The organism is Solirubrobacter deserti (genome assembly GCF_027587175.1).
Taxonomy (GTDB): Bacteria; Actinomycetota; Thermoleophilia; order Solirubrobacterales; family Solirubrobacteraceae; genus Solirubrobacter; species Solirubrobacter deserti.
The window spans coordinates 103,930-120,268 of sequence record NZ_JAPCID010000020.1 but is presented as its reverse complement, the minus strand read 5'-3'; the positions used below and the strand labels follow the sequence as shown (position 1 = coordinate 120,268).

Below are 16,339 nucleotides of genomic sequence, written 5' to 3'. Positions count from 1 at the left end.
GGGCGCGCGGGGCCGGGGCGGCCGTGCGGGCGGGAGCGCTGGCGCGGGCCGGGGCGGGCGCCGAGGAGGAGGCGGTCCTCCCGCCGCCGCCGGCCGCGCCGCCGCCGGTGTTCGACGAGGAGGCACGCTCGCGGCGGACGACGTGGATCGTGCGGCGAATCGTCTTCGTCTTGACCTCGGGCTTGGGCGTGGACGACGGGGTGGCGGCGGCAATCGTCGGGCGCGGCGGCGTCGAAGGCAGGGCGAGGGCCGCCACGGCGACGCCGCCCAGCGCCGAGACGAGCGCGATGGCGATGACGACTGGGGTGCGGAGGCTCATGCCACATACCATCGGGTGCGGCTGCCCAAGCGTCCGGTAGGCGAAGGGAAAGAGTTCGGAAAACCTGTCTATGTGCACCGTGAAGCGCTGGCTCACCATTGGGCTCGCGGCGCCCGCGGGCTGCGGGGCCGAGAAGGACGCGCAGTTGGTCGTGGCCGAGGAGCCGCGTGAGCAGCAGTCGGTCGAGGGCTACCAGCAGTTCGTGGAGGTCTTCGAGGACGGCGACGAGGACCCGCGGACCACCGCGCGGATCTCGGACGAGACGAAGACCGCCCGCGTCACCGTCACGGAGGATTACCGCGAGAACCCAGGAGCCCCGGTCTACATCGAGGGCGCGCTGCAGTTCGTGGAGCTCCGCTGGCCCGGCAACCCGACTCCCGTGGCCATCGCCGAGCTCAGCGCAACGCCGCGCGCGCTCGCGGTCCCGCCCGGCACCTACACCGTCATCAGCTACACACGCCCGTGCAGCGGCCACTGCCAGCAGTCGCTTGACCCACCGGTCGACCGCTGCCGCAAGGGCCGGGTCCGCGTCGACGGGAACCTCTCGCTCAGCGTCCGCACGACGGTCGGCGAGAAGTGCGTGATCCGCTAGTCGTCGCCGCCGCGGCCGCGTCCGCGACCACGCCCACGGCCCTGGCCGGAATCGTCGTCGCCGCCGCCTGACCCGGAGCTGTCATCGCCACCACCGGGCCCGGAGTTGTCGTCGTCCACCGTCGGCACGGGCGTACTGGTCGGCCGCGGCGTGGCGGTGCGCGTGGGCCGCGGCGTGGCCGTCCGCGTAGGTCGGGGCGTGGCCGTGCGGGTCGGGCGCGGCGACGGGGTCGGGGTCACGGTCGCGGTCGCGGTCGGCGCCAGCCCTTCGCCGGCCGTCAAGGGCTCCGACGAGAGTCCGACGCTCTGATTGGACAGCGTGCTCGCCGCCGTGGTGAGTGCGGCCGCGACCACGAGCCCGGCCACGGCGGCGACCACGACCACGAGCGTTCGGCGCCAGCCGGTCACGACCGTCCTCCGCGGGCAGGCCTGGCGAACGGCGCCGCGAGCGCGCAGGCCAGCGCGTGACGCCGCGCGCGGGCGGGCACAGCGGGCGCAGCGTCGCGGCGCCGGGCCGGAGCGGGACGGGCGTCCGCGCTCATGAGGTCGTCGCCTCCGCAGGGTGTTCCGAGGTCGTGGCGCCGTCGGCGACCGGAAACGTGATCGTCGCGACAGCGCCGCCTTCCGGCGCGTTGGCGAGCGTCACGGTGCCGTTCCAGCGAGCGGAGAGCTCACGCGCGATCGCGAGGCCCAGGCCGGTGCCCCGGCGGCGGGACGCGCGGCCGACGGTGCCGCGGTGGAAGCGGTGGAACACGGTCTCCTCCTCGCCCGCGCGCAGGCCCGGGCCCTCGTCGGTGACGGTGAGCTGCCCCGGCGCCACGGCGACGACGACCATCTGGCCGGCCGGGCCGTAGTCGATCGCGTTCTCGAGCACGGCGTCGAGCATGCGGTCGAGGTCGCCGGCCGTGCAGCGCACCAGCGAGGGCGAGCCGCGCAGCTCGATGTGGGCGGCCGGGTGGCGCTCGACCGCCCGGGCGGCGCCCGCGAGCAGCTCGCACACCGCGTCCGGCGCCCGCGCCGCGCCCGCCTCGCTCAACACCAGCAGCTCCGACACCACGTCCGACAGGCGGTCGACCTCGTCCAGCGCGGCGCTCAGGTCCTCGCGCGAACCGGTCGCCGCCACCTCTTCGAGGCGCAGGCGCAGCCCGGTCAGCGGCGTGCGCAGCTGGTGGGAGGCGTCGGCCACGAAGTCGCGCTGGGCGTCGACCATCCGCTGCACCCGCGCGGTCATCTCGTTGAACGCCTGCCCGACCTCGCGCTGCTCCAGGGAGCCTTCGATCGCCACCCTCGCCGAGAGGTCGCCCTCGCCGGCCCGCCGGGCGGCGACCGCCAGCCGCCGCAGCGGCCGCACGATCGACGCCGCCAATAGCGCCCCCGCGCCCAGACCGAGCGCCAACACGATCGCGCCGACCAGGACGAGCCCGATCGTCGCGGATCCCACCGCCCGGTCCACGGCGTCGACGCTCTGCGTGATCCGCACCGCGCCGTCCGGCCGCCCGTCCCGCAGCACCGGCACCGCCGTGGCCAGGATCGGCTCGTCGAGCGTCGAGGACTCGCGCTCGTCCTGGGACGTCGTGCCGCGCAGCGCCGCACGCACCTCGGGCCGAGACGAGTAGTCCGCGCCCACGCCGCCCGGCGACGAGTCGGCCACCACGACGCCGCGCGCGTCCAGGATCAGCACCCGCCCGCGCACCTGGCGCGCGGCCGTCACCGCCAGAGCCGCCGGATCGGACGTGTCGCCCGCCGTCGCGGCGACGACCTCGGCCTGTGAGACCGCCGCCTGCGACACCTCGGCCGAGATCCGGTCGCGCACGGACCGCACCAGCGGCACGAGCATCGACCCGATCGCCAGCACGAGCACGTAGGCCAGCACGAGCATCAGCCGCCCCCGCAGCGTCATGACCATGCCGACGGACCCTCGAACCGGAACCCGACGCCGCGCACCGTGTGCACCCAGCGCGGATCACCGAGCTTCCCGCGCAGCCAGCCGACGTGTACGTCCAGCGTCTTCGTCGACCCGAACCAGTTCTCGTCCCACACGCGCGCGATCAGGTCCTCGCGCGTGACGACCTGCCCGGCGTGCCGGACGAGCTCCGCCAGCAGATCGAACTCCTTGCGGGAGAGCGCCAGCTCCTCGTCGTCCAGGAGCGCACGGCGCGACGCGAGCTCGACGCGCAGCGGCCCGACGACCACGTCAGACGGCGCCGACGGCTTCACCCGCCGCAGCACGGCGCGCATGCGCGCGATCACCTCCGCCCCGCTGAACGGCTTGACCACGTAGTCGTCCGCGCCCAGCTCGAGACCGACCACCCGCTCGAGCTCGGTCCCCCGCGCGGTGAGCATGATGATCGGCACCTCGGACCCGGCACCGCGGATCTCCCGCGCGAAGTCGCGCCCGTCGCCGTCCGGCAACATCAGGTCGAGCAGCACGAGCTCGAAGCCCGACGGCCACGCCGCCCGCGCCTCTTCCAGCGACCCCGCGACGACCGGCTCGAACCCCTCCCGCGCGAGCGCGCTCGAAAACGGCCCGGAGATCGAGGGCTCGTCCTCGACGAACAAGACGCGCGGCTTCACAACCGCGACTCTAGGTACCCGAAAGGAAAGAAACGGGAAATCCGCGAAGCGATTTCCCTGCCACCGAAGCAGCCGGCGAAGCCGGCTCGCAAGGATCGCCGCTATCGAGGCGGCGAGACCAGGCCGGCCTCGACCGCCTTGCGCACGAGCTCGAAGCGCTTGCGGTACGGCGCCGAAGACTGCAGCTGGAACGCGTCGAACAGCGCGCGCATGTGCGTCTTCACCGTGTCGATCGAGACCGTCAGCTCCGCCGCGATCTCCTCGTTGGACGCCGGCCCGTCCGCCGGGCGGCACAACGCGCCCAGCACGCGCAGCTGCGCGGGCGTGAGCACCGGCACCGCGGCCGCCGAGGCGACCTCGGTGAGCTTGGAGTCCTGCCCCGCCTCGGACGGATCGTGGAAGCGCAGCCGGGTCGCGCCCACGCGGATGACGTCCAGGTGGCGCAGCGTGCGGCGGCCGACGACCCGCTCCTCGTTGACGAACGTGCCGTTGGTGGAGCGCCCGTCGTCCAGCACGGTCCAGACGCCGTCCAGGCACTCGATCGACGCGTGCGAGCGCGAGACCTGCGCGTCCCACGGCAACGCGAGGCCCGCTGCGGGCGAGCGCCCGACGGTCAGCTCGCCGTCCAGCGTCACGATCCGCTGCACCCCGTCGCCGTCGCGCAGCTCGACGAACGGCGCCTCCGCCCGCTCGGCGGCCAGCCGGGCCTGCAGTTCGGCGGGGGACGACGCGTGACGTTCAGGCCAGTCGTGCACCACGAGTCCACTCTACGCGCTCCGGACCACCAGGGGTGAGAAGGTTCACCCCTTGCGCTGATGGAGGCGCACCCTCCCATCGGACAGGGTTCTGGTCATGGCCGCCCCCTCCCTCATCTTCTTCCCCCCGCCGGAGCTCCTGACCCCAGTCCGCGACTTCGCCGCCGAGGCGGAGCTCGAGCGCGTCCGCGCCGCCGCCACCATCGCCCGCGACCGGATCGCCGAGATCCAGGGCGTGCGCGTCCTCGGGCCGGAGGTCAAGAGCGACACGAGCAGCGTGCGCCTCGCGATCGACCTGCGCGACACGGGCAAGGACGCGTGGAAGGTGGCCTGCGAGATGGCCGGCCGCGGCTTCAAGCTCGACACCGCGAGCAACCGCGTGATCGTCGTGCGCCTGGACGCCGAAGACGTCAAGGGCGCGGCGCACCACCGCCTCGCCAGCGCGCTGCAGCTCGCGCTCTGGACTACGACGGCGGAGTGAGCGTCTGCGCGAGCACCCGGCGGTGCGTGGGCCGCGCCGCCTCGTAACGCTCGCGCCCTTCCGCCGTCAGGCAGACAGCCACGCCGCGCCGGTCCTCGGGACACATGGCGCGGCTCACGAGCCCGTCCTTCTCGAGCCGCCCGACCGTCCGTGACAGCGCGCTCTGGCTGAGATGCACCGCAGCGGCCAGCTCCTGCATCCTCGGCCTCTCGCCGCACTCGCACGCCAGCCGGTCGAGCACCTCGAACTCGCTCATGCCGAGCCCGTGCGCGGCCAGCGCCTCGTCCAGCGCGACCGTGGTCCGCGCATGGCGAGAGAGCAGGTCACGCCACTCGTACGCGAGCTCATCCAACACGCCGTCAATCGTACCGCGCACATATGTTGCAGATGCATTAGATGCACATGCATGTATGCTGCCGGACGTGTCTTCTTCCTCCCCAACCTGGAACCCCCGCCGTGCCTCGGCCGCGACCAAGGCCGCGTCACGAGGCGGCCCGAGCTTCGATGCGAGCACTTGGGGCGCCCTGATCCTGCTGTGCGGGATCGTCTTCCTCGACGGGCTCGACGTCTCGATGGTCGGCGTCGCACTGCCCTCGATCCAGGCCGATCTCGGCCTCACCACGTCCGAGCTGCAGTGGATCGTCTCGGCCTACGTGCTCGGGCTCGGCGGCCTGCTGCTGCTCGGCGGCCGCGCGGCCGACCTGCTCGGCCGGCGCCGCGTGCTGTTCGGCGCGTTGGCGGTGTTCACGCTCGCCTCGCTCGTCGGCGGCCTCGTCGACGACCCGGCGCTGCTGATCGCCGCCCGTTTCATCAAGGGCGCCGCCGCGGCGTTCACGGTCCCTGCCGCGCTCAGCCTCATCACGACCACCTTCACCGAGGGCCCGGCGCGCAACAAGGCGCTCGCGATCTTCAACGCGTTCGGCGCGAGCGGCTTCAGCTTCGGCCTCGTGTTCGGCGGCCTGCTGACGAGCGCCGACTGGCGGCTGACGTTCCTGCTCCCCGTGCCGGTCGCCGCGATCCTGCTCGCGCTGATCCCGCGCTTTATCGCGAAGGACCGCCCGCACCTGGGCGCCAAGCGCCGCTACGACCTGCCCGGCGCCGTCCTGCTCACCGGCGGGATGCTCGTCCTTGTCCACGCGCTCGTGGAGGAGAACGTGGTCGAGGGCATCGTCGCGCTCGCCCTTCTCGCCGCGTTCGTGGCGGTCGAGCGGCGCACCGCGCACCCGCTCGTGCGTCTCGGCATCCTGCGGTCGGGCTCGCTGGTGCGGGCGAACCTCGGCGCGATGGCGCTCTTCGGCGCCTACGTCGGGTTCCAGTTCGTCGCGACGCTCTACCTCCAGAACACGCTCGGCTGGAGCGTGCTGGAGACGGCGCTGGCGTTCCTCCCGGGCGGTCTGCTGGTCGCCTTCGGCGCGCCGCGGATGGGCGCGATCATCAGCCGCTACGGCACGACGCGGCCCATTCTGGCGTCCACGCTGGCCTTCGCCGCGGGCTACGCGCTCTTCCTCCCGGTCGACGCGAACCCGTACGTGCTCACGTTCCTGCCCGTGATGCTGCTGATCGGCCTGGGCTTCACGCTCGGCTACGCGGCGCTCAACGTGCAGGCGACGGCCGGCGTCGCCGACCACGAGCAAGGACTCGCGGCCGGCCTGGTGCAGACGAGCTTCCAGATGGGCGGCGCGATCGTCCTGGCGGCCGTGACCGCGGTCGTGAGCTCGGGCTACCAGACCGCGATCGCGGTGATCGTCGGCGTCGCCGTGGTCAGCATCGCGCTGGCTCTCATCGGCGTGGCGCGACCCCGGACGGACGAGGTGCTGGCCACCCAGTAAGGTCGCGGCCTACCGCTTGATGTGCTTGATGGGGATGAGCGAGGTGCCGGGCTGGCCCTCGTACCGCACGATCTCGGCCTTGACCGACTCTCGCTTCTTCTCCAGCCGCACGATCTCGTCCTGCAGCTGCTGGGCGCGACCCTCCAGCACCTGCACCTTGCGCTGCATCCGGTTCAGCTGCTCCTCGAGCTCGAAGACCTTCTCGACGCCGGCGAGGTTCATCCCCCACTCGGTCGTCATCTCCTGGATGCGGCGCAGGCGCTCGACGTCGGCCTGCGAGTACAGGCGCGTGCCCTTCGGCGAGCGCTTGGGCTCGATCAGGCCACGCGCCTCGTACATGCGCAACGTCTGCGGGTGCATCTCGGCCAGCTCGGCGGCGACCGAGATCATGAACACGCCGCGGTCGTGATCCACCCGCGCCGTGATCCGTGTGGTGCGGCGGGAAGACGCCATCAGCGCGCTCCCGCCGCCCTCAGGATCCGCTCGCGCGGGTTGCCGTTCATCACCTTCGAGAGCTGCTCGACGGCCGCCTGCTGCTCGGCGGTGAGCGAGGACGGCATGTCGATCACGAACCGGTAGTGCAGGTCGCCGTTGCCGGACTTGCCGAGGATCGGCGCACCCTCGCCGCGGAGCCGCTGGACCGTGCCGTGCTTGGTGCCCGGCGCGACGCGCAGCTTCTTGGTGCCGTGCAGCGTCGGGACCTCGACCTCGGCGCCGCCGAGCGCCTCGACGACCGTGATCGGCACCTCGACCTCGAGGTTGTCGCCCTTGGCCTTGAAGACTTCGGACTCGGTGACGTGGGTCACCACGTACAGGTCGCCCGGCGGCCCGCCGCGTAGCCCCGCCTCGCCCTTGCCGGCGAGCCGGATCCGCGAGCCCTCGCGCACGCCCTTGGGGATGTTGACCCGGTAGCGCTTCATCTCGCGCAGCCGGCCCTCGCCCCCGCAGGTCCCGCACGGGTCCTCGATGACCGTGCCCGTGCCGTTGCAGCGCGAGCACGGGCGGGTGATGGAGAACACGCCCTGGCCCTGGGCCTCGACGCCCCGGCCGCTGCAGACCGGGCAGACCTTGGGCGAGGTGCCCGGCCGCGCGCCCGACCCGCGGCACGTGGTGCACGGCGCGTGGGTGGCGACCGAGACGGGCACCTGGGCACCCGTCAGCGCCTGCTCGAACGACAGCGTGACCGCCGTCTCGAGGTCCTTGCCACGCTCCGTCGCCGGCTTGGTGCGCGTGGCGCGCCCGCCGCCGGTGTTGAAGATCCCGCTCAGGATGTCCGAGAACGAGCCGAAGTCGGCGCTCGACGCGCCGCCGGCCGTGCCGGACGTCCCGCCCCCGAACGGCGAGGTGCCGCCGAAGACCGAGCCGCCGCGGTCGTACTTCTTGCGCTTGTCGGGGTCGCCGAGGACGTCGTAGGCCTCGGAGATCGCCTTGAAGCGCTCCTCGGCCCCCGCGTCCTTGTTCGTGTCCGGGTGGTACTGCCGCGCGAGCTTGCGGTACGCCTTCTTGATGTCCTCCTGGGACGCCTTCTTGTCGACCCCGAGGGTCTTGTAGTGGTCGGTACCGCGCGCCATCGCTACTGAGCCACCACCACGCGAGCGGGGCGCAGCACCGCGCCGTTGATCCGGTAGCCGGACTGGTAGACCTCGGCGACGGTGCCGGACTCGACACCCTCGATCGGGGCCTGGGCCATCGCCTCGTGCTCGTTGGGATCGAACGGCTCGCCCTTGGGCGAGAACGCCTGGATCCCCACGCGCGCGAGGGCGGCCTGCAGCTCGCCCGCGACCATCGCGAAGCCCTTCACCACGTCCTCGTGCCCCTCGGCCGCCTTGAGCGCGAGCTCGAGGTGGTCGAGCGCCGGCAGCAGCTCCTTGGCCAGCTTCGCCATCCCGCGGTCGGCGGCCGCCGCGTTCTCACGCGCCATCCGCTTGCGGTAGTTGTCGAAGTCGGCCTGGGCGCGCTGCGCCAGCCCGAGGTACTTGTCACGCTCGGCCGTGAGCGCGTCGAGCTCGGGCGCGATCGGAGCCTCAGACGCGGGCGGCGCCTCCGCATCCGCGAAGGACGTCTCGCCCGCGCCGGACGCCGCAGCGTCGGGCGGCGCCGCCGCGGAGAACTCCTCGGGAGCCTCCGCGGCTTCGACGTTGACGTTCTCGTCCGTCATTACTTCTGCTCGTCCACGACCTCGGCGTCGACGACCTCTTCCTCGTCCGCGCTGGCCGCGTTGCCGTTGCTGCTGGTCGCGTGGCCGTTGTTGTCCTCCGGCGCGGGCGTGTCCTGCTGCTGCGCCTGGGCACGCTCGTACATCTGCTCGGAGACGCGATGGAAGGCGGTCTGCAGACGCTCGGTCTTGTTGCGGATGTCCTCGGCGTCCTCGCCCTTGACGGCCTCGTTGACGTCCTTGATCGCGTCCTCGATCTCCGTCTTGGAGGCCGAGTCGATCTGGTCGGCGAGGTCCTTGAGCTGCTTCTGCGCGTTGTAGGCGGCGGACTCGCCGTTGTTGCGCGCCTCGGCGAGCTCACGCTGACGCTTGTCGTCGTCGGCGTGGGACTCGGCGTCCTGGACCATCCGCTTGATCTCGTCGTCGCTCAGACCGGAGCCCGACTTGATCTCGATCTTCTGCTCCTTGCCCGTGCCGAGGTCCTTCGCCGACACCTTGACGATGCCGTTGGCGTCGATGTCGAAGCCGACCTCGATCTGCGGGATGCCGCGCGGTGCCGGCGGGATGCCCGTCAGCTGGAACTTGCCCAGCGACTTGTTGTACATCGCCATCTCGCGCTCGCCCTGGAGCACGTGGATCTCCACGGAGGGCTGGTTGTCCTCGGCGGTCGAGAAGACCTCGGACTTGCGCGTCGGGATGGTCGTGTTGCGCTCGATGAGCTTGGTCATCACGCCGCCCTTGGTCTCGATGCCGAGGGTGAGCGGGGTGACGTCGAGCAGCAGCACGTCCTTGACGTCGCCGGCCAGGACGCCCGCCTGGATGGCGGCCCCGACGGCCACGACCTCGTCCGGGTTGACGCCGCGGTGCGGCTCCTTGCCCGTGAGCTCCTTGACCTTCTCCTGGACGGCCGGCATGCGGGTCATGCCGCCGACGAGCACGACGTGGTCGATCTCCTTGACGCCCTTGTCCTTGGCGTCGTCGAGCGCCTGGCGGACCGGGCCGACGACGCGCTCGATCAGCGAGCCCGCGAGCTCGGTGAGCTTGGCGCGCGTGAGGCGCACGTCGAGGTGCTTCGGGCCGGAGGCGTCGGCCGTGATGAACGGCAGGTTGATCTGCGTCTCCTGCGCGGAGGACAGCTCGATCTTGGCCTTCTCGGCGGCCTCGTAGAGGCGCTGCAGGGCCATCTTGTCCTGCGTGAGGTCGATGCCCTGGTCGCGCTTGAACTCCGCCGCGAGCCAGTCGACGATCGCCTTGTCGAAGTTGTCGCCGCCGAGGTGGTTGTCACCCGCGGTGGCCTTGACCTCGAACACGCCGTCGCCGATCTCGAGCACGGACACGTCGAACGTGCCGCCGCCGAGGTCGAAGACGAGGATCGTCTGGTCGGATTCCTTGTCGAGGCCGTAGGCCAGCGCGGCCGCGGTCGGCTCGTTGATGATGCGCTTGACGTCCAGGCCCGCGATCCGGCCGGCGTCCTTGGTCGCCTGGCGCTGATCGTCGTTGAAGTAGGCCGGGACGGTGATGACCGCGGAGTCCACGGACTCGCCCAGGTAGGCCTCGGCGTCGGCCTTGAGCTTCTGGAGGATCATCGCGGAGATCTCCGGCGGCGTGTACTGCTTGCCGCCCGCATCGATCCGCGCCTCCCCGCCCGAGCCGGAGACGACGTTGTACGGGACGATCGACTCCTCCTCGCGCACCTCGGCCTCCTTGCGGCCCATGAAGCGCTTGACGGAGAAGACCGTGTTCGTGGGGTTGGTGACCGCCTGGCGCTTGGCGACGGTGCCGACCAGGCGCTCGCCGCTCTGCGCGAAGGCGACCACCGACGGGGTGGTGCGTCCACCCTCGCTGTTCTCGATCACCGTGGGCTCGCCGCCCTCCAGCACTGCCATGCAGGAGTTGGTGGTCCCGAGGTCGATCCCGATGGTCTTTGCCATGTGGCTATTGCTCCTCGTCCGAAATCTCAGTCTGCTTGACGCAGATTGTAGCCGGTCGGACAGAGCCGCAACAGCGCGCAGTCCTCACATTTAGGGCGCCTTGAATGACACGTCCGGCGCCCGTGCCGGAGCAGGTTCACGTGGAACTCGAGCTCCTGCCCGCGCGGGGTGAGCGCGAGCATCGCGTCGTGCAGCTCCTCGAACGGGGCCTTCTCCCGGAACAGCCCCAGGCGGGTCCCCACCCGCGAGACGTGGGTGTCCACCGGGATGTCGCGCTTGCCGTAGGCGAACAGCAGCACGCAGGCCGCGGTCTTGCGGCCCACTCCGGGCAGGCCGACCAGGAGCTCGCGCCCCTCGTCCACGCTCATGCGCGCGAGGGCGGCGTCGAAGGTGTCGACGTCGATCGCCCGCAGGATGTCCTGGATGCGGGCCGACTTGACCTTCGAGATCCCGCCGGGCCGGATCGCGAGCTCCACCTCCGCGTTCGGCGCGTCGCGAACGGCCGCCCAGCTCTCGAAGCGCTCGCGCAGGGCGAGGTAGGCGACGTCGCGGTTGCGATCGTTGGTCGACTGCGACAGGACGGTGAGGATCAGCTCGTCCAGGCCCTGCCCGTGCGGCGGGGCGAACGGCCGACCGTAGACGAGGCGGAGGCGGTCGCGGATCCGGCGGACGCGCGCGCGGTTGAGCTCAGGCACGACGGCCACCGTATCGGCGCGATCCAATACCCCGGTTTGGCGATTTTCAGCACCGTCATGTATTGTTTCTGACGGATCGCGCGGTCCACGGGCTGCGAGATCCGTGTGCGACCTTTAGGTTGCGGGCCGCGCGGACGGATTTCGCGCTGGTCGAAGTACGGCGACGGACTGCGCCGAATTTGGTCAACACCCCGGTGGCCTTGGTCGGGCCTCCGGTCCCAGGGGGATTCATGTCCGTCACGTCCGTGCGGCGAGCGCTGCTCGTCGTGTGTCTCATCGTCTGCGTCTCAGCGCCCGGTGCGGTGGCGCGCGCGTCGGCGCGCACCGACTCGCTCGAGGCCGGGATCGTCCGTGCCATGAACCAGTTCCGCGCCCAGCACGGCCTGCCGCAGCTCCGTCAGCAGCTCGGGTTCGCCCGCGCCGCCGACGTGCACTCCGCCAGGATGCTGCGGGAGAACCGGCTGGCGCACGGCGCCTACGGCAAGCGCGTGCGCCGCTACGTGCGCCGCGTGGCGCGCGTGGGCGAGAACCTCGCGTGGATGAACCGCTGCGACCCGCACAAGGTCGTGCGCATGTGGGCGCGCTCGTCGTCGCACCGCCACGTGATGCTCTCGCGGTCGTTCCGCCGTGTCGGCGTGGCCCGCCGGGCGACGTCGCGTGCCTGCTTCGTCACCGCTGACTTCGGCACCGCCCGCTAGCGCCTCGGCGCCCGATACGCTGTCTGCCGCACATGCGGCGGGCGTTCGAGCATCCCCTCGCGCCGGCGCTCGGATGCGCGCTGGCCTGCTTGGCGTACCTGATCGCGCAGCCGGCGACGGCGGACATGGCCGCGCACTCCTACCGCGCGTGGCTGTTCGAGCAGCAGGGGCTGACGGTCTGGAACGCCCAGTGGTACGGCGGCCACCACGTCCTCGGCTACTCGCTGCTGTTCGCGCCGTTCGCGATGGTGCTCGGCCCGGCGCTCGTCGGTGTCGCCGCCGCGATCGCGGCCACGCTGCTGTTCCCGCCGCTCGCCCGCGCCGCTGCGCCCTCGGACACCGCGGCCGCGATCGCGTCCTGGCTGTTCACCGCGGGCGTGCTGTCGAACGTCGCGATCGGGCGGATGCCGTTCCTGCTCGGGATCGCGTTCGGCGTGGCGGCCTGGACGGTCACACGCGGCGGGCGCCGCGCGCTCGGCGGCGGGCTCGCCCTGTGCACCATGCTCGCCAGCCCCGTCGCGGGCGTGTTCCTGATGCTCGGCGCGGCCGCGAAGCTGCTCGCCGACGGCCGGCCCGCGCTGCGCACCGCGGCGTGGGTGTTCGCCCCGGCCCTGGCCGGCGGGATCGCGCTGTGGGCGCTGTTCCCCGAGGGCGGCAACGACCGCTTCACCGCCACCGCCTTCTGGCCCATGCTCGCGATCAGCGCCGCGGGCGTCGCGCTGCTCACGCCGGGCCGGCGGACCATCTGGGCCGGCGGCCTGCTGTACCTGGGCGTGCTGATCGGCGCGTTCGTGGTCCCGACGCCGTTCGGCCAGAACGCGCTGCGGCTCGGCGTGCTGGCGGGGCCGTCCGTGCTCGCGCTCGCACACCGGCGGAAGGTCCCGCTTGTCGCGGTGGCCACCGTCGGCGTCGCGCTGCTGTACCTGCAGTGGCTGCCCGCCGTGCGGGCCGTGGCGGAGGCGCACGGGGACCCGTCGACCCGGCTCGCGTTCCAGGCCGAGGCGCGCGACTTCCTCGAGAAGCGGGCGCAGCCCGGCGAACGCGTCGAGGTCCCGCTGACCATGAACCATTGGGAAGCGGCCGACCTGGCGAAGGTCGTCCCGCTCGCACGCGGGTGGGAGCGCCAGCTGGACGCTAAGGCCAACCCGATCTTCTACGACGACGAGCGACTCACGCCGGCGCGCTACCACGACTGGCTGCGCGAGAACGCGGTCCGCTTCGTCGCGCTCCCGACCGCGCCGCTGGACTACTCCGCGCACGCCGAGGCGCTGCTGCTCGAGGACGGGCTGGACTACCTCGAGCTCGTCTACGAGTCCCCGCGCTGGCGCATCTGGGAGCTGCGGGACCCGGTCCCGCCCGCGTCCAACGGCGCGTCCATGCTTGCGGCCGGCCCGAACTGGTTCATGGTCAACGCCTCCAAGCCGACGGTCGTCAAGTACCGCTACACGCCGTACTGGACGACGACGAACGCGTGCGTGAGCCGCGCGCCCGGCGGCTGGACGCGCGTGGAGCCGGAGGAATCCGGCGTGCTGATCGTGCAGGCGCGCTTCGGCATCGACCGCAGCCGGCGCGCCAAGACCTGTCATTAGCCGTTGTTGAGGCCGAGGAGGCCGAGGCGCCGCCCCCTTTAGTCTTGGGCGGACGTTGCTGTCCCGAGTGCTCCCCCGCGGCCCCCGCGACCTGCTGTGGCAGGTTCTCCTGTTCTGCGGCGCGTACTGGCTCTACCGGCTCGTGCGCGGGCAGGTCTGGGACCAGTCCGCGGCGGCGTTCGCCAACGCGCGCGACATCGTCGACCTCCAGCAGGCGCTGCACGTCTTCGCCGAGCCCGAGATCCAGCGCTGGGCGATCCAGACGGGCTGGGTCGACGACCTGGGCTCCTGGATGTACCTGAACACCCACTTCGGCGTGACCACGGTCACGCTCGCGTTCATCTACCTGTTCCGCAACGAGCACTTCTACTGGGTGCGAAACATGTTCATGGTCGCGATGGGGCTCGCGCTCGTCGGGTACGTCGCGTACCCGACCGCGCCGCCGCGGCTGATGCCCGAGCTCGGCTTCACGGACTCGGTCATGCAGTTCACGGGCGTGGCGCCGACGTCGGACGTCAACGCGCTCTACAACCCGTACGCCGCCGTGCCCTCGATGCACGTCGGCTTCGCCCTGATGCTGGCGATCTCCGTGATCCGGATGACGCGCCACACCTGGGTGAAGGTGGTGTGGGCGACCTATCCGCTCGTCGTCAGCCTGGTCGTGGTCGTCACCGCCAACCACTGGATCTTCGACGCCGTCACCGGCGCCGCAGTGGCGGTCGTCTCCGCGTTGGCCGCGCAGGTGCTGTTCGCGCGCGTCTGGCCCGCTCACTGGGCGTTCCGCTCGGAGCCGGGCCTGGCCGCTCCGGCGCGCGCCGGGTAGGCTGCGCGGCCGAATGGCCACACGCGACTACCAGACGGTCATGCGCAACCGTCTCATCGAATCACGGCTCACGCCGAACGCGATCTCCCTGACCGGGTTCGTGCTCTGCGTCGTGTCCGCCGTGCTGATCCTGCAGGGCTGGTGGATCGCGGGCGGGATCGCGTTCATCGTCGGTTCGGTCTGCGACACCCTCGACGGCCGCTACTCGCGCATGTCGGGCAAGGGCACGCCGTTCGGCGCGTTCCTGGACTCGACGCTGGACCGGCTGGAGGAGGGCATCGTGCTCGCGGCCGTCGGCGTGATGTTCGTGCGCGACGAGGACCTGACGTTCATTTTCAACGCGGAGGTCGCCGTCGGCGTGACGGTCCTGGCCGTGCTCGCGTCGCTGATGGTGTCCTACACGCGAGCCCGCGCCGAGGCGCTGGGCGTCGAGTGCAAGGTCGGCATCGCGGATCGCGCCGTGCGCGTCGTGGTGCTGTCCGCGGGCCTCGTGTTCGGGTTCGTCCAGGCGATCGAACCCGCCGTATACGTCCTGGCCGCGATGGCGATCATCACGGTGTTCCAGCGCATCTTCCACGTGCGCTCCGAGCTGACGAAGCCTGTAACCGATACGGTCTAAGTGGGTTTATTGACCGACGGTCATCAACACTTGGAAGGGATTTGAGGCACTTGACGGCGTCAACGAACGGCAACGGCCGCTACCAGAACGACAAGGTCCGCGTCGCCATCATCGGCGTCGGCAACTGCGCGAACGCGTTCGTGCAGGGCGTGCACTACTACAAGAACGCTGATCCGGAGACGCGCGTCCCGGGTCTCATGCACGTCGACCTCGGCGGCTACCACGTCGGCGACATCGAGTTCTCCGCGGCCTTCGACATCGACGCGGACAAGGTCGGCAAGGACCTCTCCGAGGCGATCTGGGCCGGTCAGAACAACACGATCAAGTTCTACAACGAGGACATCCCGAACCTCGGCGTGCCGGTTCAGCGCGGCATGACGCACGACGGCCTGGGCAAGTACCTCTCGCAGAAGATCACGAAGGCGCCGGGCTCCACGGTCGACATCGTCGAGGTGCTGAGGGAGACCAAGACCGACGTCGTCGTCTCCTATCTGCCGGTCGGCTCCGAGCAGGCGACCAAGTGGTACGTCGAGCAGATCCTCGAGGCCGGCTGCGCGATGGTCAACTGCATCCCGGTCTTCATCGCCCGCGAGCAGTACTGGGACAACCGCTTCAAGAAGGCCGGCCTGCCGATCGTCGGCGACGACATCAAGTCCCAGGTCGGCGCGACGATCGTCCACCGCCAGCTGGCTCGCCTGTTCGGCGACCGCGGCGTCGAGCTGCAGCGCACGTCGCAGCTCAACGTCGGCGGCAACATGGACTTCTACAACATGCTCGAGCGCGAGCGCCTGGAATCCAAGAAGATCTCCAAGACGAACGCCGTCACCTCGATCGTCGACCACGAGATGCCCGAGCACGACGTGCACGTCGGCCCCTCGGACTACGTGCCGTGGCTCACGGACCGCAAGTGGGCGCACATCCGCCTCGAGGGCGCGGCCTTCGGCGACGTCCCGCTGACCGCCGAGCTCAAGCTCGAGGTGTGGGACTCCCCGAACTCGGCCGGCATCGTCATCGACGCCGCCCGCTGCTGCAAGCTCGCCATGAACAACGGCGTCTCCGGCCAGCTCGACGGCCCGTCGTCGTACCTGATGAAGTCGCCGCAGAACCAGCGCCCGGACGACCAGGCGCGCCAGGCGACCGAGGAGTTCATCGCCCGCTACTCGCGCGCCGAGAAGGTCTCGCGCGCCGCGCGCGAGAAGAAGGCCGCGACGACCGAGAAGGTCCAAGCGCCCGCCGAGTAGGCCCACCGCGGGCACGCAGGCGTCCTGCGTGCCCGCGTC

18 protein-coding genes and 1 pseudogene are annotated in these 16,339 nt (G+C 71.3%); 8 read left to right on the top strand and 11 right to left on the bottom strand.

Going from position 1 to position 16,339, the window contains the following annotated elements; genetic code table 11:
* Positions 1–319 (bottom strand): annotated as a pseudogene (locus OJ962_RS16000) (hypothetical protein); the annotation flags it as partial.
* Between the two features lie 79 nt (positions 320–398).
* On the opposite strand from OJ962_RS16000, the gene OJ962_RS15995 reads away from it, so the two are divergent.
* Positions 399–911 (top strand): hypothetical protein, encoded by a 513-nt coding sequence (locus OJ962_RS15995; RefSeq protein ID WP_202954397.1) that lies wholly within the window; start codon positions 399–401, stop codon positions 909–911.
* Here OJ962_RS15995 and OJ962_RS15990 read toward each other — a convergent pair.
* From OJ962_RS15990 to OJ962_RS15975, 4 genes are all read right to left on the bottom strand, one after another.
* The gene (locus tag OJ962_RS15990) at positions 908–1,318 is read right to left on the bottom strand and encodes a hypothetical protein (protein ID WP_202954398.1); all 411 of its coding nucleotides are present in this window, start codon (positions 1,316–1,318) and stop codon (positions 908–910) included. The two genes, OJ962_RS15995 and OJ962_RS15990, sit on opposite strands and share 4 nt — an antisense overlap.
* 130 nt (positions 1,319–1,448) lie before the next feature.
* Positions 1,449–2,816: a sensor histidine kinase gene (locus OJ962_RS15985; protein WP_202954400.1), complete on the bottom strand. Its 1,368-nt coding sequence runs from the start codon at positions 2,814–2,816 to the stop codon at positions 1,449–1,451.
* Complete coding sequence (locus OJ962_RS15980; protein ID WP_202954401.1) at positions 2,807–3,484, bottom strand: response regulator transcription factor; 678 nt, start codon at positions 3,482–3,484, stop codon at positions 2,807–2,809. The genes OJ962_RS15985 and OJ962_RS15980 overlap by 10 nt, the downstream gene beginning before the upstream one ends.
* Before the next feature lie 101 nt (positions 3,485–3,585).
* Positions 3,586–4,239, bottom strand: coding sequence for an FHA domain-containing protein (locus tag OJ962_RS15975; RefSeq protein ID WP_202954402.1), 654 nt, complete (start codon positions 4,237–4,239; stop codon positions 3,586–3,588).
* Between the two features lie 97 nt (positions 4,240–4,336).
* On the opposite strand from OJ962_RS15975, the gene OJ962_RS15970 reads away from it, so the two are divergent.
* Complete coding sequence (locus tag OJ962_RS15970) at positions 4,337–4,720, top strand: hypothetical protein (protein ID WP_202954403.1); 384 nt, start codon at positions 4,337–4,339, stop codon at positions 4,718–4,720.
* On the opposite strand, the gene OJ962_RS15965 is transcribed toward OJ962_RS15970, so the two are convergent.
* Positions 4,704–5,075 (bottom strand): MarR family winged helix-turn-helix transcriptional regulator, encoded by a 372-nt coding sequence (locus OJ962_RS15965; protein WP_270006466.1) that lies wholly within the window; start codon positions 5,073–5,075, stop codon positions 4,704–4,706. The two genes, OJ962_RS15970 and OJ962_RS15965, sit on opposite strands and share 17 nt — an antisense overlap.
* 67 nt (positions 5,076–5,142) lie before the next feature.
* Between OJ962_RS15965 and OJ962_RS15960 the strand changes: the two genes are divergently transcribed.
* Entirely contained in the window at positions 5,143–6,549 is a 1,407-nt protein-coding gene (locus tag OJ962_RS15960; protein WP_270006465.1) for an MFS transporter, read from the top strand.
* A gap of 9 nt (positions 6,550–6,558) precedes the next feature.
* On the opposite strand, the gene OJ962_RS15955 is transcribed toward OJ962_RS15960, so the two are convergent.
* Genes OJ962_RS15955 through OJ962_RS15935 form a run of 5 tightly spaced genes read right to left on the bottom strand, consistent with a single transcriptional unit; the run spans position 6,559 to position 11,330 of the window.
* A complete protein-coding gene (locus OJ962_RS15955) occupies positions 6,559–6,963 on the bottom strand; it encodes a heat shock protein transcriptional repressor HspR (RefSeq protein WP_270006464.1) in 405 nt (134 codons plus the stop codon).
* 38 nt (positions 6,964–7,001) lie between these two features.
* Complete coding sequence (gene dnaJ, locus OJ962_RS15950; protein ID WP_202954406.1) at positions 7,002–8,120, bottom strand: molecular chaperone DnaJ; 1,119 nt, start codon at positions 8,118–8,120, stop codon at positions 7,002–7,004.
* Between the two features lie 2 nt (positions 8,121–8,122).
* Complete coding sequence (locus OJ962_RS15945; RefSeq protein ID WP_202954407.1) at positions 8,123–8,707, bottom strand: nucleotide exchange factor GrpE; 585 nt, start codon at positions 8,705–8,707, stop codon at positions 8,123–8,125.
* Positions 8,707–10,635, bottom strand: a complete 1,929-nt coding sequence (dnaK, locus tag OJ962_RS15940) for a molecular chaperone DnaK (RefSeq protein ID WP_202954408.1) — start codon at positions 10,633–10,635, stop codon at positions 8,707–8,709. Before dnaK ends, OJ962_RS15945 begins: the two co-directional genes overlap by 1 nt.
* Before the next feature lie 26 nt (positions 10,636–10,661).
* Positions 10,662–11,330 carry an endonuclease III domain-containing protein gene (locus OJ962_RS15935; protein ID WP_270006463.1) on the bottom strand — a complete coding sequence of 223 codons (669 nt, stop codon included), beginning with the start codon at positions 11,328–11,330 and terminating at the stop codon, positions 10,662–10,664.
* Between the two features lie 230 nt (positions 11,331–11,560).
* Between OJ962_RS15935 and OJ962_RS15930 the strand changes: the two genes are divergently transcribed.
* From OJ962_RS15930 to OJ962_RS15910, 5 genes are all read left to right on the top strand, one after another.
* Positions 11,561–12,028: a CAP domain-containing protein gene (locus OJ962_RS15930; protein ID WP_202954410.1), complete on the top strand. Its 468-nt coding sequence runs from the start codon at positions 11,561–11,563 to the stop codon at positions 12,026–12,028.
* Between the two features lie 32 nt (positions 12,029–12,060).
* Complete coding sequence (locus tag OJ962_RS15925) at positions 12,061–13,617, top strand: hypothetical protein (protein WP_202954411.1); 1,557 nt, start codon at positions 12,061–12,063, stop codon at positions 13,615–13,617.
* Between the two features lie 67 nt (positions 13,618–13,684).
* On the top strand, positions 13,685–14,440 hold the full coding sequence (locus tag OJ962_RS15920) for a phosphatase PAP2 family protein (protein ID WP_202954412.1): 756 nt from the start codon (positions 13,685–13,687) through the stop codon (positions 14,438–14,440).
* A 13-nt stretch (positions 14,441–14,453) separates the two neighbouring features.
* Complete coding sequence (locus tag OJ962_RS15915; protein WP_202954413.1) at positions 14,454–15,059, top strand: CDP-alcohol phosphatidyltransferase family protein; 606 nt, start codon at positions 14,454–14,456, stop codon at positions 15,057–15,059.
* A 50-nt stretch (positions 15,060–15,109) separates the two neighbouring features.
* Positions 15,110–16,300: an inositol-3-phosphate synthase gene (locus tag OJ962_RS15910; protein ID WP_202954414.1), complete on the top strand. Its 1,191-nt coding sequence runs from the start codon at positions 15,110–15,112 to the stop codon at positions 16,298–16,300.
* The last annotated feature ends 39 nt before the right edge of the window (positions 16,301–16,339 follow it).

What these genes read in the sequence shown, in the direction of transcription:
- OJ962_RS15985 (WP_202954400.1), bottom strand. Translation starts at nt 2,816, where the DNA reads ATGGTCATGACGCTGCGGGGGCGGCTGATGCTCGTGCTGGCCTACGTG.
- OJ962_RS15970 (WP_202954403.1), top strand. Translation starts at nt 4,337, where the DNA reads ATGGCCGCCCCCTCCCTCATCTTCTTCCCCCCGCCGGAGCTCCTGACC.
- dnaJ (WP_202954406.1), bottom strand. Translation starts at nt 8,120, where the DNA reads ATGGCGCGCGGTACCGACCACTACAAGACCCTCGGGGTCGACAAGAAG.
- OJ962_RS15945 (WP_202954407.1), bottom strand. Translation starts at nt 8,707, where the DNA reads ATGACGGACGAGAACGTCAACGTCGAAGCCGCGGAGGCTCCCGAGGAG.
- dnaK (WP_202954408.1), bottom strand. Translation starts at nt 10,635, where the DNA reads ATGGCAAAGACCATCGGGATCGACCTCGGGACCACCAACTCCTGCATG.
- OJ962_RS15930 (WP_202954410.1), top strand. Translation starts at nt 11,561, where the DNA reads ATGTCCGTCACGTCCGTGCGGCGAGCGCTGCTCGTCGTGTGTCTCATC.
- OJ962_RS15925 (WP_202954411.1), top strand. Translation starts at nt 12,061, where the DNA reads ATGCGGCGGGCGTTCGAGCATCCCCTCGCGCCGGCGCTCGGATGCGCG.
- OJ962_RS15915 (WP_202954413.1), top strand. Translation starts at nt 14,454, where the DNA reads ATGGCCACACGCGACTACCAGACGGTCATGCGCAACCGTCTCATCGAA.